Genomic DNA, 15,696 nt, shown 5'->3' with positions numbered 1-15,696 from the left:
TTTTTATTTATTATTATTTAAATTATCTCATATTAACAAAAACCTTTTAGATTAAATTTTTATATACTTTTTGGGGAGGATCTTGAGTAGAATCCGCTATAGTCAAGCTGTTGAAAAACGCATAGAGTAAAATATAGTTTCTCTTAAATAAGAGAATCAATCCGAACGTCACTCTAATCAAACTTTTTTGTTTAACTGCATTTTTGCACTGCCAATAAAGTATTGCTTTTTTGCCGATATCCCTTCGCTCCGCATGGCGACATTCCTATCACCTTATGCTAGACATATTCACGATGATTCAACAGTACAGAATAAAGAAGTCGCCAAGTCTTTCAATAATTTGTATAAAACGATAAAGCGCATTGCATATGGATGATTGAAATCAAATGAGGTGTTTAAACAATCAAGCGCCTTGATTCTATTTCTCCTTTTGATGATGAAGATAAGAAAATTTTAATTTCAATATGATTGATGATGCATCATTTTTTATGATGTAGATACGAATTAAATGTTTTAAAAGTACAAATTACTGATCAACAGAATGATTTGGATGAGTGTCTTTGTGATACACGCTGATAGAAAAACAAGGAAAGATGTGGATAAGTATATCTTTATCCACATCTCTGGCTTTTATAGAATAATGATTTGGTTACTGGATTACACCACAAGCAATACGATCTCCACCGCCACCTAAAGGTTTTGGATGATCAGAATAGTTATCACCACCTGCATGGATCATAATGGCTAAACCTTGTATATCAGCAAGTTTCAATCGTGGGGCAATCAATGTGGTTTTAGCATTCCCATTTGAATCAACATTCAATACAGGTAAATCACCCATATGCCCATCATTTGGTGTGCCATGTCCAGTTTGGAGAGGATTGTAATGCCCGCCAGCAGCGAGGGCAGCCCCCATTTTTCCATCCTTTTCAGCAGGCGCGCAAGAGCCTTTTTCATGAATATGAAAACCGTGAAAACCAGAAGGAAGTTGGCTGAGTTGAGTCGAAATATTTAAACCGTTTGGAGAGTCTTGAAAACTAATTGTACCAATCTTGGCACCAATCCCTTGTGCTGAAACAGCATGAACATCAATCGTTTTTTGAGGTGTTTTGAGTTTAGTTGTGTGCGGTGTTGTGCTACATGCAGCTGTAAAAAGCCCTACACACATACAAAGTATTGATGTTTTAAAAAAAGTAGATGTCATTATTCGCATCCAATAGCTTTAATCATGATTTAAATACTATTCAAACAAAGCATGTATGGATAAACAATGTGAATTAAATATCTGATTGTATAAGTTTATTTAATAACTGGTAAATTGGCATTGATTATGCTGTGCCTTCTAGAGAGGTGAAAACAATCCGCCAAATAAAATATTTGGCGAATCCTGTATCAGGAGAGGGAGTTAATCAGGCTTTTTCAGGTCGTTTTCTTCAATTTCATATGCCATTGTCGCATCAGGCATTAAAATACCAGACTCCGTGGTTTCATGTAGCCATTCACGCCAAATTGCCAATAATATTGCCAAAATAACAGGACCAATAAAGAGTCCAACCAGCCCAAAACTCGCCAATCCGCCCAGCACACCAAACATAATCAATAAGAATGGAATTTTTGTTGCACCTGAAATGACCAATGGACGAATCACATTATCTGCGGTACTGACAATACAGACACCCCAAGCCATCACGCCGATTGCTTCAACTGTTTGACCTTGGGAAAATAGCCATAACGATACTGCACCATAAGCGACAGGTGGTCCAAATGGGATGAGTGCCATCAGGAAAGTGGCAATCGTTAGTACCATCGGATTTGGTACGCCTGCAACAAAGTAGCTGATGCCTGCAAGAATAGATTGTGCAACCGCAGTTAAACCGACGCCATAGACCACAGCACGTGTGGTTTCAGAGATCGTATCCAAATAATGATGGATACGAGGTCCAATTAACATTTGTAATGCCTTGCTGACTTGTTCCAAAATGGTTTGACCATCTCGATAGAAAAAGAACAACGACATGATGGCAAAGCCCAGTTTGACTAAATTTTTGGTGATCTCATTCAGTACAAACTTCCCATAGTTCAAATGTCCTTGAATCCAAAGACCAATGGTTTGAGAAAGCGATGTCGGATCTGCATTTATTTCACGAACAGTTCGGCTGACTTCCTTTCCGATAATAGGGAGTTCACGAATAAAATCAGGAACGGTCAAATGACCCGATGATAATTGGCGTTGTAGGTCAAAATACAAATTTCGACCTTCATGCTGCAAAATAAAAATCGCAAAGGTGAGTGGAATGCCAACCACTAAAACGACTAGCGTAATCATCACTGAGGCACTTAATGTAGGTCGGTTCGGACCAAACATTCTTAATATGCGCTTATACATCGGCCATGTCATATAGGCGATGATACATGCCCATAATACAGGGACAATAAAATATTTGAGAATATCGTAGCCCAAGAAAATCAGGATAAACAATAACCCAAACAATAAGATGCGTTGTAAGTTTGAAGTGAAGTCTTGCACTAACTACTCTAAAAATTGCTGAGTGATTCACTCAATATTAACTGAAAAATCAAATGTGGCAAATTTTAAGCTTGCTTTATCCGACCTGCTTTAGATTGGTTTTAGAACCAATCACTTGGATCATCTATTAAAGCATCAAGCAGTGGTTGCCATTGTTCTTGAATGGTTAAAAAATTCTTTTGGGTCTTATCAAAAATATTTAAGCCCTGCATCGCCAATTGACCATATGCTGTACGTTCTGAAATCCATGCAACGGGTTGCTGATCAATCTTTTCAAAAAATTGTTGAATATCTTTGGAACTCGCACTGTTGGCTTTCATACGATTGGCAATCAAGTGTACCGCAACTTTCCCCTTACGAATTTTTTTAATGTCTTGGATGTGTTTGAGAAAGCGTCGAGTACTGTCGATGTCAAAAAATGAGGGTTGTAGTGGTGTAACCACAGCATGACTTTCACTGATTAACTGTTCAGCGTGTTCACCGGTTAAAGCGCCAGGTGCATCAATGACTAAATAATCGAGATTTTTAGGTGCATCTCCTATTGATTTTTCATGACGCCAATCGAGACTTTGAATTTTCGCTGCTTGTTCAGGGCGCTGTTTTAACCATTGTAGTGCTGACTTTTGCCCATCAGCATCGGCTAATGCAACTTTATAACCTTTTTGTGCCAATGCTGTGGCTAAAGTAATTGCTGTAATTGTTTTTCCACAACCGCCTTTTAAATTTGCAACAAGTATTGTTTTCATCGTATATCAATAATATCTGTCCGCTAGCCCTTGTCTACTTTAGCATTAATTTTAAGCATATAGGTTACACATGACAAAACTTTAGTAGTTGTTTACATTGTGCCAAGGATTTACAGAAAGGAAAGCGCATGTCCATCTGGATGGCGATGTTGATAGGAGCATGTATTGGCATCGTTTTAACGACAATCGTGTTATCGAGTACGCGAAATGGCAAGATTAAAGCAGAGTATGAACAATATATCACTGAGCTTGAACTGGAACATCAACAGGCACTTGCACATGCGCAAAAGCGCAGTGTGAATACCAGTCGTGCTGTTCTAAAAGGAAAGATGGCGGAACAACTCGCGCCAATCATGCCTGAGTTCCAATATTTGCCGAGTGATGCCAAGTTTTTAGGTGATCCTATCGACTATGTGATTTTTGATGGCTATACCGACTTTCGAGATGGTGAAGGCTTGGCTGAAGAGATTGAAGTGGTATTGATTGATATCAAGAGTGGTGGCGCACGTTTAACCAAAGGGCAACAAGCAATTGCCCAAGCCATCCGTGAAGGGCGGGTACGTTTTGAAACTATCCATATTGATTTTGCCGATTAAATTTTTTGTGCTCTTGCCATAAACATACGTCTTCCCACTTTAGGTAGATCTTCCGCATCGAAATAATATTTTTCAGAAAACTTGAAGCCAGCGTTTAATAACTCAAGTTCAATATTGCGATTTAGATGACATCCATCAGCGAGGACTTTTTGAATTGGGGTCAAAAGGTCTTGTAACTTTTTCAAGGTCGAATTGTCATGATACTGAACATGTTCAATCAGGTGTAAGTTGCCTTCAGGTTTTAATACACGATGAATTTCTTGGAGTGCTTGCGTTAAGTCGGCAATACTACACATGGTCCATGTACTGACAATATTTTCAACTGAATGATCTGCAAAAGGTAATTTTTCGGCACTGGCTTGGATATGCTGGATATGAAAGGGAGTATCAAAGATTCGCTTTTGTGCAAGGCGGTATACATCAGGATTTGGCTCAAGTGCATAGAGTTGATCAACTGCTTGATAAAAAGGTAAATTCAAGCCTGTCCCAAAACCAATTTCTAATACTTCGCCACGAATTTTTTTAATCAGTTCTGCACGTCCTTCCATCATGCTGGGTGTTTGCATGACTTGATTAAGCAGGTGAGGAAAAATGCGTTGTTGATAATATTTATAAATCATAATTTGATCATTTTAAGAGTATGATCATGATTCTAACCAATGTGAATTTTGAATATAAGACAAAAATAGGACGAAATTTCTGTATTTTGTTACCGAAACTCGATTTTATTTTAAGTTTATCGGTTAATACTAAGTCTAGATATTTTGCTGGTTGAGTACTGAGTTTGAGGAGCATGTTATGAATAAAAAGTTAGTCTGTGCAGCATTGATGGCACTGAGTGCTTTTCAGGTCAATGCTTTTCAATCTACTGCTGTGCCAAAGGCACAATTATCCAATCCGGCCTTTAATATCGCCAATGGTTTAGCGCCGATTGATCAAAATCAGAAAGTCTCTGTTCTGGAGCCATTCCGTGGAGAATTTCGTATTTTAGGGTCAAAAGAATATCATGACGATGCACAGGCAAAATTCTCACCGATTGATTATGCTGTGACACGGGGATTATTTACTGAACCTGAAATTGCCCGTCAAATTTCAATCAATCAATATGACCGATTCCTCAATTGGAAAATGGCGCGCCCGCCTATTCCTGCACAACTGGCAACGCAATTGGTCAGTAATATGCACATCATTCCTGCCAATCCTGAAATTGCCAAAAAAATCAAACAAGTTAAACGTGGAGACTTGGTTCGTTTAACGGGCGATTTGGTTCAGGTGAATGATAAAGATTTGGTTTGGAAGTCGGCTTTAGATTGGAATGGGGTGGGAGATGGTGCTTGTAAACTGATTCGAGTCAATTCGATTCAATGGTTAGAAAAGCAAAATATCTAAATTCAATTGAGCCAAATCCGAGAAGATGCTAAGGTGAGATGTATAATTTTAGGTCAATTGAACAATAAAGAGTGTGGTAAATGAAAGGTTTAGCGTGTTTTACTTTGTTGGTTTGCAGTTTGGGGCTGGTTGCTTGTCAAAGTCCAAATCCTAGCGTAGGTAAAACACATGAATACACCCTCAAACAAAAGTGCCCAACGCTCATGGATATGAAAGTGGGAGAGGTGTTGTTGTTCAATGCTCCTGAAAATCCAAGCACGGGTTATCAATGGCAATTATTACAGCCACTTAAAATATTTAAAACTGAAGAAACCTATTTACAAAATGACAGTGAAGAAGGTGCTGTAGGTGTGGGTGGAACCAAAACTTTCCGTTTTACAGCAGAGAAACCGGGACAAGATTATATTGAATTGGTTCATATCAGAGCTTGGGAGTCTTCTAAACAACCAGATCAACAATGGCGTTGTCGCATTCGGGTTTCTTAAGCTCAAATCACGCTAATTGTTATTTTAGCTTCTTCTAGACCTTTAAGACTTTTTATTGCAGAGAAGCCTTCCTATACAGGCTTACAATGGAGTAGCGACATCCATGTCGCTTTACGGTAGAAAGCCTACGGGTATTTTATCAATCTTTGAGAGTGCTCAACTTTAAGAGCATCCAAAAATTGAATGCTCATTTTGATGAACATAATAGGGGCTGTGGACATTTCATAAATGGCTTGCGTTGTAGGTTAAAATTGAGCAGGTATGAGGAGTATACTCCGCAAGGAAATGAAGAGAATAGCTAGACTATTTTTAAGTTTCATAACGTAGCCTGAGATAATTTTAACCACAACCCTTCGGGGCTAGCGTGTTTTTTGTCGCTTCGTCGTTACGAACTACTCATTTAGAATGACTAAATTTCGTATTTCGCGCCTAGAATCGCCTAAAAAACACACCTAGTCGCAAACATAGACGAATTGTCCACAGACCCTAGTCTGATTAAAGCATTATTTACTTTCAGTGGTTTGCTTCCAGTGATCAAGCTGTTCATCGGCAGTGAACATTTCTCCCATGCCTTTGACTGCATCACTTGGATTTTTAAGCTCACCATCAGCAGATTGCTTTTTCTCATCATAGACTTTGGCTTGGTTTTCCCAATATTGATAACGTAAACCTTGAATATAGCGCCCTTGTTCTGTTTTAAGATCCAAGTCTTTCAACATATTGAGTGCCGATTCAATATTATCTCGCTTGAGTTGGCGATCAATGTCTTCGGTTAGACTGCCATCAGCAGCACGTTTTTTAAGATCAGCTTCTAAAGCATTATTATTTTCAGTAAATTTCTGATCATATTCGTCGAGCAAGGCAATATCGTGTGCATCATTCGGCGTACTCGGAAAGGCTTTAATCGGTTTGGTTTTCAGTTGGTCCATAACTTCTTGAGATGCATCTTTCGGCTCAGATGAATTGTTTTGTTGACCATCTTTAGGGGAACATGCAGCCATGAAAACGATAGATGTGAGTAAACTTGAAAGAAGCAAAGGGCGAAGTATTAAATTCATGATAAACATTCCTCATTAAAGCGTATCAATTAGCGCAGTTTCCTAAAGTTATAAACATAGGTGACATAAGGGAAGTCTATTTCATCTTGAGCTTGTTTGCCCGTATATTCCGATACAATCTGTTCGAATTTGTGTTTCAATTTGAGTTGTTCTTGTTCTGGCATCGCTGCAATAAAGCTGGTTGAGAGCAATCGTTTACTCACCACATTTTCTACCGTACCTGTGTGTAGCTGTGAAAATACTTTAGCGGTTTCAAGTTGGAACAAAAATTGATTTTCAAATACCTGCTTCCATTGCCCGCTGTGATAGCGAGGGGTATCTCCTTCAAGGGTTGCGAGCAAATCTGCCAATGCTTTCACCCAGTCTATATTCTCGTCTCGTTGATTCCAAACCAAACCTAAATGACCTTCGGGCTTTAAAACATGGTGGATTTCGTTCAATGTTTCGATATTGGCAAACCAATGAAAGGACTGAGCGCACAAAACAGCATCAATACTTTCAGATTCTAACGGAATTTGATCACTCTTCGCTTGAAGCGTTTGTACATCAGGATGTACTATTTTCAACTGCTCCAGCATTTCAGAAACAGGTTCAATTGCAATGATATTGGGCGTCGCTTGTTTCAGATAAGGTAGAAATTTTCCAGTACCTGCACCCAAGTCAACCACCTTTAAATCTGGGCTGAGTGCTAAATCTTCGATGAGCCATTGAACCACAGCCTGTGGATAATTGGGTCTGGCTTGTTGATAGAGTTCAGCAGCCGTACTGAAACCTTTTTGAGCAGCAGGATGTAAGGAATGTGTCATATTTTGCGCTTTTTTATCTGACTAGACTCTATAAAATATGACACTTGAAGCAATCAATAGGCAAGAGCCGATTGATTTAATTTCAGCCAATGAAAGAGCGGATGCTCGGTGTGCGAATGGATAAACAAATAATTTTTGAAGATGATCATATCAGAGCAATCTATTTAACAGGTGAATCTGACACTTTAGTCCTGTCATTTGGGGACTTGATCACTCGCGCCAAAGGGCTTTCAATTAATGCTGAAAAGTCTTTGATGAAATATAACTATGCTGTTGTCGGTATTATGCCTAAGCAAAAGTCTTGGTTTCCTGCATCAAGTATGGCTGCACTTTTACAGCATCTGCAACCCATCTTAAGTCAATTTAAGAATATTGTCGGTTATGGTGGATCGATGGGGGGCTATGCAGCGATCAAATATGCCAAAGATTTAAACATGAATCGTGTAGTTGCTATGGTTCCGCAATATTCAATAGATCCTTCAGAAATTGAAGATAAACGTTATACGGATTTCTATGATGCTGATTTAAACGCAAATATGCGTATTCAGGCACAGGATATTGTTGAAGAATGTGAATACATCATTGTTTATGATCCGTATTTTGAAAATGATAAAGAACATTATTTAAAAATTAAGCCGTTAATTCCTCATCTACATACTCTTCATTTACCCTATACAGGGCATGATGCGATTGCTGTTTTGGCGAACTCTGCCTTATTACATGATTTTATTGAACGCCCCTATGATCAAACTTATTTCTATAAGCAGATTCGTGAGGTCAAGAAGAACAGTAAGTTTTACTATCGCAGTGTGATTGCACGTTTGTTGGGAACACACAATGAAGCATTGGGTAAAATTCTCAAAGGAACTGATATTCAACTGGACAGTACTTTCTTTGATGCCAGTTTAAAGCAGACCATTACCCGTATTTTATTAACCAATAAACGTGTGGATGAGCAAGATCTGCAAAAGCTGGGGATTCAGGTCAATTTTGCATTTGAGGACAAAACTCAGCTACAAGACAACTTTGGTAATATCTTGGTATTTAATGTCATTACCCAGAAACTGGAAAGTTATGATCAACAGGTGATTGATGTTAATGGTAAATATATTATTCCATTAAATGTTGAAAGCAATGGTCTAGCGCAAGTCGAGATTAAGAAACAGACCTATTTGATTTGCATGAATGATCGTCGTGTGACAAAACTCTTTAAACATGATGAAGCGTTGTCATTGGATATGAATCCAATTGTGATCAAGAAAACCCCTGACTTTTATGTGTTGAGTTATAAAAACTTCTATATGAGCTGTGATATTCAAGGTCAAGTCAGTTTTGACGATGAAAGTTTAAATGAGTTTTGTCATTTTAAGATCGCTTAAGCTCAGGCAATTCATCGTATGACTAAATCGGCTTTTGCCAAAGCCTTTTTTAACAGCATCATTCAATAATATAGCTTTTTTTCTCGCCTTCTCTCAAAAAGAGAAGGCATGATCAAGAGCAATATGATTGATTATTTATCATGCTTTCGAATGTATGCAAGTGCTTTAAAAGCACCTTCATTTAAATACATTGCTTTAAATAGCGTGTTGGGAACAATGCTTGATATTTCTTAAATTCACTTTGAACGTTTAAGTCATCGAGTTTATAAGTTTCGCTAGAATGTTGATAAACACCTGTTACCGCCATGAGTGAGCCTTCTTGACCTTCTTTGTAATGATAACGAAAGGTTTTTCGTGAGGCATGTAGAAGTTTTTGATCAATAAATTTATAACTAAATAATAGATTTTCCATTTCTAAATAATACCGAGCTTCTATACGACAACCTCGATTCAATTGAATTAATCTAAAATAATTTCCTTCTGAACTTCTAAATTCTGCCTTATCTAAATTTTGAATCGACTGTAAAACGAGATCTTTTGCATGTGCTGAATATGCAGATAAGCTAAAACAGCTCATCAATAATACCAGTGAGCTTGATTTTGATTGTTTCATTCTAATATCTTTTTAAATTTCATTTGATTGACTATATCGTCTAAGTGCATGTTTGAATATAAAAAAAAGAGGACCCCATGCCGGAGATCCCCATAAACTGAAATTCAACTTGAAAAAAATAAAGTTTAAAATCTACGATTTGCGCGTTTAAAGGTTCCAAAGTCATTAAATCGCACACCATTTTCTTTCATGATTGGATAGCAGTCTTCAGCAATCGCTTGGCGGATATAAAATGGATCACGAACAACAAAGTGATGTATTGCATGAGTACCTGCAAAGTTAAAACAAAATGCCTGCAAAGGTTTCATGCGCCAATCCGTCCAAATCTGGCATTGCTGTACAACATTTCCATCCTCAACATCGCCGTAATAATGCATATTGGAACTGGTGAAGTGTAAACTCAAGGTACGGAGAAAGTTAGGCGCAGCAATACTTACCGCATAAAATTTTGTGCTGCGGTCAATAAACTTCCATAAGCTATTTTTAGGTTGTGCGATGCCAAAAGCTTTCATTGCTAATTTGGCAACACTGATCAATAGAAAGCTATGCCAAAGTGCATAATGAATATGCCCAAATGGTGCATAACTTGCAGATAGCTTTGCCTTTAATTTGAGCTTTTCAGTTTTCGATAAATTCTTCTGCGCATGAATATAGCGGTTGGTGGTTTTCATCATGGTGATGGGGCGTAAATAGACAGCCAACATATTGTCACCTGTCATGATCAAGCGTTTTAAACCCCATTTGTCACCATTGTTAATACCTCGTTCTTCTAAATCTGTTTTTGTACCTGAGGATTTATGGTGATGTAGGTGTACTTCACGACGTATCCACGGATTGACTGTACTTGGACGAAAGGCATACACGGCTGCAAGCATGGCATCATTTATTTTTTTATTCTTACGATAATACATTTGATGAATCAAATCGTGTTCCAGTTCATGCAAAATTGACATCCAAAATGCAGAAAGTGGAATTGCCACATACCAAGCCATTTTCCCGCGAGCGTATTGTGTTATATTGAAAATAATCCCTGTAATAGCAGTGCCCAGAATACTTAAACCGATTTGATCTTGATATTGAACCAGCCAAGGATGGCGTTCTCGTAACTGATTCCCAGCTTCCAAAATCGCTTTACGAATTTGATGACTGCGTTGCTCATCTTCAGGGTCAGCAAAGTTTTTGGCTTTGTTTAGCTTGGATATATGTACATCGGAAAGGGGTAAATTCATTTCCGTTTTCCTCTATATTTTTGTTTGAGAACAAGGAAGTTTTAAAAACCAACATTTGTTGGATTTTTTGAGAGATTATCTGATGATCAAAATAACGTCAACGTCAGTTTTAAAGAAAATGACCAAAAAAGTGAGTCAACCAAAACAAGAACGCTCACAAAAAAGAATGGAAAAGATGTTGGCGACTACGCAAGAATTGTTGTTATCCATTGGAATTGAAAAGATTTCTATTCCTGAAATTGCCAATGCTTCTGGCGTTCCTCGTACCAGTATTTATCAATTTTTTCCGACGAAATACGATATTTTGCGTCATATTGCACTCGCACACTTAAATGATTTGGTGAAACAACTGGGGAAGGCTGCTGTTCGCGTTTTGACGGATAATCCCAAAGCAAGCATCGAAGTATACGGGCAACTGCTTTCAGAAAGTATGATTCGGACCACGGCTAAATTTTTCAATGAATCAGAAATTGCCAGCTTACTGATTCTTAGTGGTCCTTTTACACGGCAAGCTTATCTTGAGTATCAAATCGAGTTGAAAAAAGTCAGTGATGGTGTACGTAAAGCATTGGAAATGATTCAGGTGGATAATTATGTCCCTCAACAACCCGATACTTTAACCATTTTGATGGAATTGGTTTTTACCTGTATGAAGCATGGTTATTACAATGAAAGTTATATTTCTGAAGCCATTATTCAAGAAGCCTACCGTATGACCAATGCGTATTTATTGGCACTCAAAAATAACACCTTTGGTTTTCCTCAAGTATCAACACAATCTTAAAATTATTGAATTGGAAAGGGGTGTTTTTAAAGCTGAATAATGACGGTTTACATTTCAAAATATTCTAAAGAGCTGTATGAAAATCAGTGAAATTTTCATGTTATAAACAAGATTGTGCAAATGATTGAAACCACAAGGTAAAGGCAATGAAGGCTGTATTTTTAGATTATGAATCTCTAGACAAAAATGATTTGGATTTTAGTCAGTTAAACGCAGCTTTTGATGAACTTGTACTTTATCCTTCGACCACGACTGAGCAGGTATTAGCACGTGTAGCGCATGCCGATGTGGTCATCAGCAATAAAGTATTGATCAATGCTGAAACAATTGCGCAATCGAAGCATCTAAAGCTCATTTTAATTTCGGCAACAGGAACCAATAATGTCGATTTAGATGCAGCCAAGTCTAAAGGCATCGTGGTGTGCAACTGTCAGGGCTACGGCACATCAGCAGTTGCACAGCATACGCTGACATTGATGTTGGCTTTAGCAACCTCTTTGCTCAAATATGATGGTGCTGTAAAGAATGGGGAATGGAATAAATCTCCAATTTTCTGTTTATTGGACTTTCCCATTGTAGAGTTGTCAGGAAAAACTTTAGGGATCATTGGTTATGGAGAGTTGGGGCAAGCGGTTGCCAAATTAGCTGAAGCTTTTGCGATGAAGGTTGTTGTCGGGGCATTACCAAGCCGTCCACAGCATGAAGAAAGAATTGCTTTTGCTGAGCTACTTCCACAAGTCGATTTTCTTTCTTTACATTGTCCTTTAACTGATGAAACACGTGACTTGATTGATGCACAAGCATTGGACTCGATGAAGAAATCAGCATTCTTAATCAATTGTGCCCGTGGAGGCATTGTGAATGAGCAGGCTTTGGCGGACGCATTAAGACAAGGTAAGATCGCAGGAGCTGCGATAGATGTACTGTCTGTTGAACCTCCAACGCAGGGAAATGTGTTGCTTGCAGAGGATATTCCAAACTTGATTATCACACCGCATAGTGCATGGGGAAGTGTTGATGCTCGACAGCGCATCGTAAATCAAATGTTGGAAAATTTTGAGGCATTTCAACAGGGCAAAGCGATCCGTCAGGTGAATCACTGAGGTTTTAGAACATCGTTATAATGCTATGGACAAACTTACCACTACAACCTCTCGCTTTAAATTACGATTTTCTTTGATTTTAGCTTTAATGATCTGATTTTAAGATCGTTTATCTTGGTACACCTGCATCATCATCTGTAGATATGCTGGTATCGGTATTTTGATTTGGCTTGGAGTCTGTTGATGACGGACTTGGTGTGTTGGTCTGGTTCTCTATAGGCAAACTTTGTTTTTTGATTTCAAGCTCTGGTTGTTCGGACTGAACATTTTGCGAAGCTTGTGTTTGAAGTGGTGGTTGTGCAGATACAGTCGGCTGATCTGAGATGTTTTGATTAGAAATGTTTGGGACAGTGGCTGTAACTGAGGGATTCGCTGAGTTTGCAGTAGTTGATGATTGACTCAAGCTGCCTTGTTCTATTGGCACGTTATAGCTGTTTTTACCCAGCACACGGTCTTTGGTCTGTTCAACCTTTTTGACAGCGGTATCTATGCCTTGTCGTGTATTGTCTCGGGCAATCGTTGCTTGTTCACTGGTATATTTTTTCGTATTTTCAATGGTTTCATCAAATGAAGGTTTGATTTTTTGAATGCCTTTTTCGGTTGCATCTCCTACTTTTTCAGCCGTATTTTGTACTGCTTCACCTGTCTTATGGGCTAGGACTCTAAATATATTGGGGTTATCACCATAAGGTTGTGTATGAGTGTCTGTTTGAGCATAAAGTGATGATGTTGCACATATTGCAGTGATCATACATAAACTTTTCATCTTCACCATGTTTTCATTCCTTTATGATGATGTCATTAACGCTGTGAATCATATTGAGCAATGGTACTGTTTTATTCAATCACCCGCTTAAACAGTAATAAATCAACGACAGCAAAATATAACAATATATGGTTCGTAATATTACTGAGTATTTGAAAGAAAAGCCCACGGATGTGAGCTTTTCATCTTAATATTGTGGTTTAGAGAACATCAATTGCAATTATTTAGCTGCAACTTTGGCTTCTGTTGATACGCCGACGTTTGCACTACCTACTGGTGTTTTCACATGTGTTTGTGAATTTACTTTAGCACCTGTGTTGGTTGATTTCGGCTTAACCAAGTCTTTGGTTTTTTGCCAAGTTTTACTGGTTGCAGATTTGGTTTTATCTTTCGCTTTTATCGCAGCTTCTTTGGTGTTATGACCTGCTTCTGAACTTAGCTTTTTGGTATTTTCCCAAGCACCTTTGCTGGCTACTTTACCTTTATCGATTCCAGTTTCAACACTTGTACCGACTTTATCAGCAGTATTTTTAGTGCCATCCCAAGCATCTTTAGAGACTTCACGAGTTTTGTCGACACCTTTTTCTACACCAGTACCGACTTTACCTGCTACATTCTTGGTACCATCCCAAGCATCTTTTGACACATCACGGGTCTTATCGACACCTTTTTCGATACCATCACCGACTTTAACGGCAGTATTTTTTGTACCATCCCAAGCATCTTTTGAGACTTCGCGAGTCTTATCGACACCTTTTTCAATACCATTACCAACTTTGTCTGCTGTATTATGGATTCCTTGACCAATATTGCTGAGTAGACCTCCACCATTTGCATTGACTTCAGCTGATGCATTGGCGCTGACATTTGTATTGGCGAAAATAAGAGGAGAGCTAGCTAAAAGGGCTGTAGCGATCACTGTTGTTTTAAGCATTTTCATAATTAGTTTTATCCTATACCTGAATGAGTTCAAGTTTGAGTGTTGCCTATCATAATGTGAAATTTGAGTGAAAATAGTCTTAGAGATAAAATAGCAACAGCTTATCTACACAGTTTTAACAATAATGTAAAAATTGTGAATAAAGATTAAGATCGAGTTTCTATGAAAAATTTTTTATTTTTTATTTTAAAATTCTGATACTTATAAATGAAAACTCACGACTCTAAACGTTGTGTTATTCACATCGTCATCTTGTCATTGAAACAAAAAACACATAAGCTTTGGAATCAATCTATATCTTATTCCTATAATGAACAATATAAAAATCTTAGTGTTGTTGAGTATATTTTTCAGTTTTAGACCGAGTTTTGCCTGTGCTTGTGGGGAAGAAGTCCCTTTCAGTCATCAAATGATTGGCTGGGTTACAACGGCAATCATATTTCTCATTTATTTGATTCCTAGTTTTTATTTTGTAAAATATTTTAAGAAATATCAGCTATCTATCCTACACCTCGTTTTGCCTCATATATTGATGTTAGGCATGCTTTACGCTTTGTTGAATTCTTTTAAATTGGGTTTAAATCCAATTTATTATTGGTTTGCGGATTACCTTCCGAATAGCTTAATTTTTATTGCGATTGGACTCATTGGTGTGATTTTTTGGCTCTATCCCGTGATTTATGTTGTTAAAAAGAGCTAAATGGTTGTGTATTTAGCTCTACGGACAGCGTAAGTCAAGTGCTGAGATTAGTTACATTTTTCCAGATTTGCTGCTTTAAAGTTGTTTTTGAGTGAATTGAAGTTTTTTAGCTTTTCAGCATCTTTAGGATCAAAAACTGTCTGCTTCTGTTCAATATCCGCATCGACATTTGAAAATGCTGAAATCAATTGCTCTCCTTTAAAAATCCAATGTTCAGTTGCTTTTCCTTTTTCAAAGTTCCCTGTAAATTCAATCACACAGTTATCTGTTTGGCGAATGAGTCGAGCAAGATTGTGTTTGGTGTTGGGCTCTGCTGAGATATTTTTGTGTTGTTCTAAAACAGTCGGTGCGTTTGGATTAGTGGGTGTCGTTGAGCAGGCGCTGAGGGCGAGTGTCATGAGTATTGCGGGGAATATGATTTTTTTAGTCATTACTGTTACGCTCAGATTGAAAGGTTGATATTCAGTGTATACAAATCATTGGATAGATTAAGCTTTATTTAGTTTTTGATTGTTAAAGACTATTTTGAAAATTTACATATTTTGTTTTTATTTTATTCATTTAAAAAGCATCAT

Annotated in this window: 17 protein-coding genes; 6 read left to right on the top strand and 11 right to left on the bottom strand. The window is 37.9% G+C overall.

The window, feature by feature from the left end:
* Nucleotides 1-649: 649 nt before the first annotated feature.
* From sodC to I9192_RS19880, 3 genes are all read right to left on the bottom strand, one after another.
* Entirely contained in the window at nucleotides 650-1,204 is a 555-nt protein-coding gene (gene sodC / locus I9192_RS19890) for a superoxide dismutase family protein (RefSeq protein ID WP_005035485.1), read from the bottom strand.
* Between the two features lie 201 nt (nucleotides 1,205-1,405).
* Entirely contained in the window at nucleotides 1,406-2,527 is a 1,122-nt protein-coding gene (locus I9192_RS19885; protein ID WP_005035487.1) for an AI-2E family transporter, read from the bottom strand.
* A gap of 101 nt (nucleotides 2,528-2,628) precedes the next feature.
* Entirely contained in the window at nucleotides 2,629-3,273 is a 645-nt protein-coding gene (locus I9192_RS19880) for a ParA family protein (RefSeq protein WP_004826486.1), read from the bottom strand.
* A 128-nt stretch (nucleotides 3,274-3,401) separates the two neighbouring features.
* Between I9192_RS19880 and I9192_RS19875 the strand changes: the two genes are divergently transcribed.
* A complete protein-coding gene (locus I9192_RS19875; protein ID WP_005035489.1) occupies nucleotides 3,402-3,869 on the top strand; it encodes a Holliday junction resolvase-like protein in 468 nt (155 codons plus the stop codon).
* On the opposite strand, the gene I9192_RS19870 is transcribed toward I9192_RS19875, so the two are convergent.
* Nucleotides 3,866-4,489, bottom strand: a complete 624-nt coding sequence (locus tag I9192_RS19870) for a class I SAM-dependent methyltransferase (RefSeq protein ID WP_005035492.1) — start codon at nucleotides 4,487-4,489, stop codon at nucleotides 3,866-3,868. The genes I9192_RS19875 and I9192_RS19870 overlap by 4 nt on opposite strands.
* Before the next feature lie 178 nt (nucleotides 4,490-4,667).
* Between I9192_RS19870 and I9192_RS19865 the strand changes: the two genes are divergently transcribed.
* Complete coding sequence (locus tag I9192_RS19865; protein ID WP_004826492.1) at nucleotides 4,668-5,258, top strand: hypothetical protein; 591 nt, start codon at nucleotides 4,668-4,670, stop codon at nucleotides 5,256-5,258.
* An 80-nt stretch (nucleotides 5,259-5,338) separates the two neighbouring features.
* Nucleotides 5,339-5,743 (top strand): protease inhibitor I42 family protein, encoded by a 405-nt coding sequence (locus I9192_RS19860; protein WP_004826493.1) that lies wholly within the window; start codon nucleotides 5,339-5,341, stop codon nucleotides 5,741-5,743.
* 503 nt (nucleotides 5,744-6,246) lie between these two features.
* On the opposite strand, the gene I9192_RS19855 is transcribed toward I9192_RS19860, so the two are convergent.
* On the bottom strand, nucleotides 6,247-6,801 hold the full coding sequence (locus I9192_RS19855; protein ID WP_004826494.1) for a hypothetical protein: 555 nt from the start codon (nucleotides 6,799-6,801) through the stop codon (nucleotides 6,247-6,249).
* 29 nt (nucleotides 6,802-6,830) lie between these two features.
* Nucleotides 6,831-7,607, bottom strand: a complete 777-nt coding sequence (locus I9192_RS19850; RefSeq protein WP_005035496.1) for a class I SAM-dependent methyltransferase — start codon at nucleotides 7,605-7,607, stop codon at nucleotides 6,831-6,833.
* 116 nt (nucleotides 7,608-7,723) lie between these two features.
* Between I9192_RS19850 and I9192_RS19845 the strand changes: the two genes are divergently transcribed.
* Nucleotides 7,724-8,986 (top strand): hypothetical protein, encoded by a 1,263-nt coding sequence (locus I9192_RS19845; protein ID WP_034715533.1) that lies wholly within the window; start codon nucleotides 7,724-7,726, stop codon nucleotides 8,984-8,986.
* 181 nt (nucleotides 8,987-9,167) lie between these two features.
* On the opposite strand, the gene I9192_RS19840 is transcribed toward I9192_RS19845, so the two are convergent.
* On the bottom strand, nucleotides 9,168-9,599 hold the full coding sequence (locus tag I9192_RS19840; protein WP_005035499.1) for a hypothetical protein: 432 nt from the start codon (nucleotides 9,597-9,599) through the stop codon (nucleotides 9,168-9,170).
* A 125-nt stretch (nucleotides 9,600-9,724) separates the two neighbouring features.
* Nucleotides 9,725-10,828 (bottom strand): fatty acid desaturase, encoded by a 1,104-nt coding sequence (locus I9192_RS19835; RefSeq protein ID WP_005035502.1) that lies wholly within the window; start codon nucleotides 10,826-10,828, stop codon nucleotides 9,725-9,727.
* 82 nt (nucleotides 10,829-10,910) lie between these two features.
* Here I9192_RS19835 and I9192_RS19830 point away from each other — a divergent pair, with 82 nt between their 5' ends.
* Together I9192_RS19830 and I9192_RS19825 are read left to right on the top strand one after the other, a co-directional pair.
* Entirely contained in the window at nucleotides 10,911-11,612 is a 702-nt protein-coding gene (locus I9192_RS19830) for a TetR/AcrR family transcriptional regulator (RefSeq protein ID WP_004826499.1), read from the top strand.
* 146 nt (nucleotides 11,613-11,758) lie between these two features.
* Nucleotides 11,759-12,715, top strand: a complete 957-nt coding sequence (locus tag I9192_RS19825; RefSeq protein WP_005035504.1) for a 2-hydroxyacid dehydrogenase — start codon at nucleotides 11,759-11,761, stop codon at nucleotides 12,713-12,715.
* 109 nt (nucleotides 12,716-12,824) lie between these two features.
* Here I9192_RS19825 and I9192_RS19820 read toward each other — a convergent pair whose 3' ends face one another.
* The 3 genes from I9192_RS19820 to I9192_RS19810 all read right to left on the bottom strand — a co-directional run bounded on the left by I9192_RS19820 (nucleotide 12,825) and on the right by I9192_RS19810 (nucleotide 15,552).
* The gene (locus I9192_RS19820; RefSeq protein WP_005035506.1) at nucleotides 12,825-13,490 is read right to left on the bottom strand and encodes a hypothetical protein; all 666 of its coding nucleotides are present in this window, start codon (nucleotides 13,488-13,490) and stop codon (nucleotides 12,825-12,827) included.
* Between the two features lie 211 nt (nucleotides 13,491-13,701).
* The gene (locus I9192_RS19815) at nucleotides 13,702-14,421 is read right to left on the bottom strand and encodes a hypothetical protein (RefSeq protein ID WP_004826503.1); all 720 of its coding nucleotides are present in this window, start codon (nucleotides 14,419-14,421) and stop codon (nucleotides 13,702-13,704) included.
* 747 nt (nucleotides 14,422-15,168) lie between these two features.
* Nucleotides 15,169-15,552 (bottom strand): hypothetical protein, encoded by a 384-nt coding sequence (locus I9192_RS19810; protein WP_005035510.1) that lies wholly within the window; start codon nucleotides 15,550-15,552, stop codon nucleotides 15,169-15,171.
* Nucleotides 15,553-15,696: the final 144 nt, after the last annotated feature.

Origin of the sequence: Acinetobacter bereziniae (assembly GCF_016576965.1) — a bacterium.
GTDB lineage: Bacteria > Pseudomonadota > Gammaproteobacteria > Pseudomonadales > Moraxellaceae > Acinetobacter > Acinetobacter bereziniae.
The sequence above is the reverse complement of the archived record's forward strand: the minus strand, read 5'-3'. Positions and strand labels throughout refer to the sequence as shown.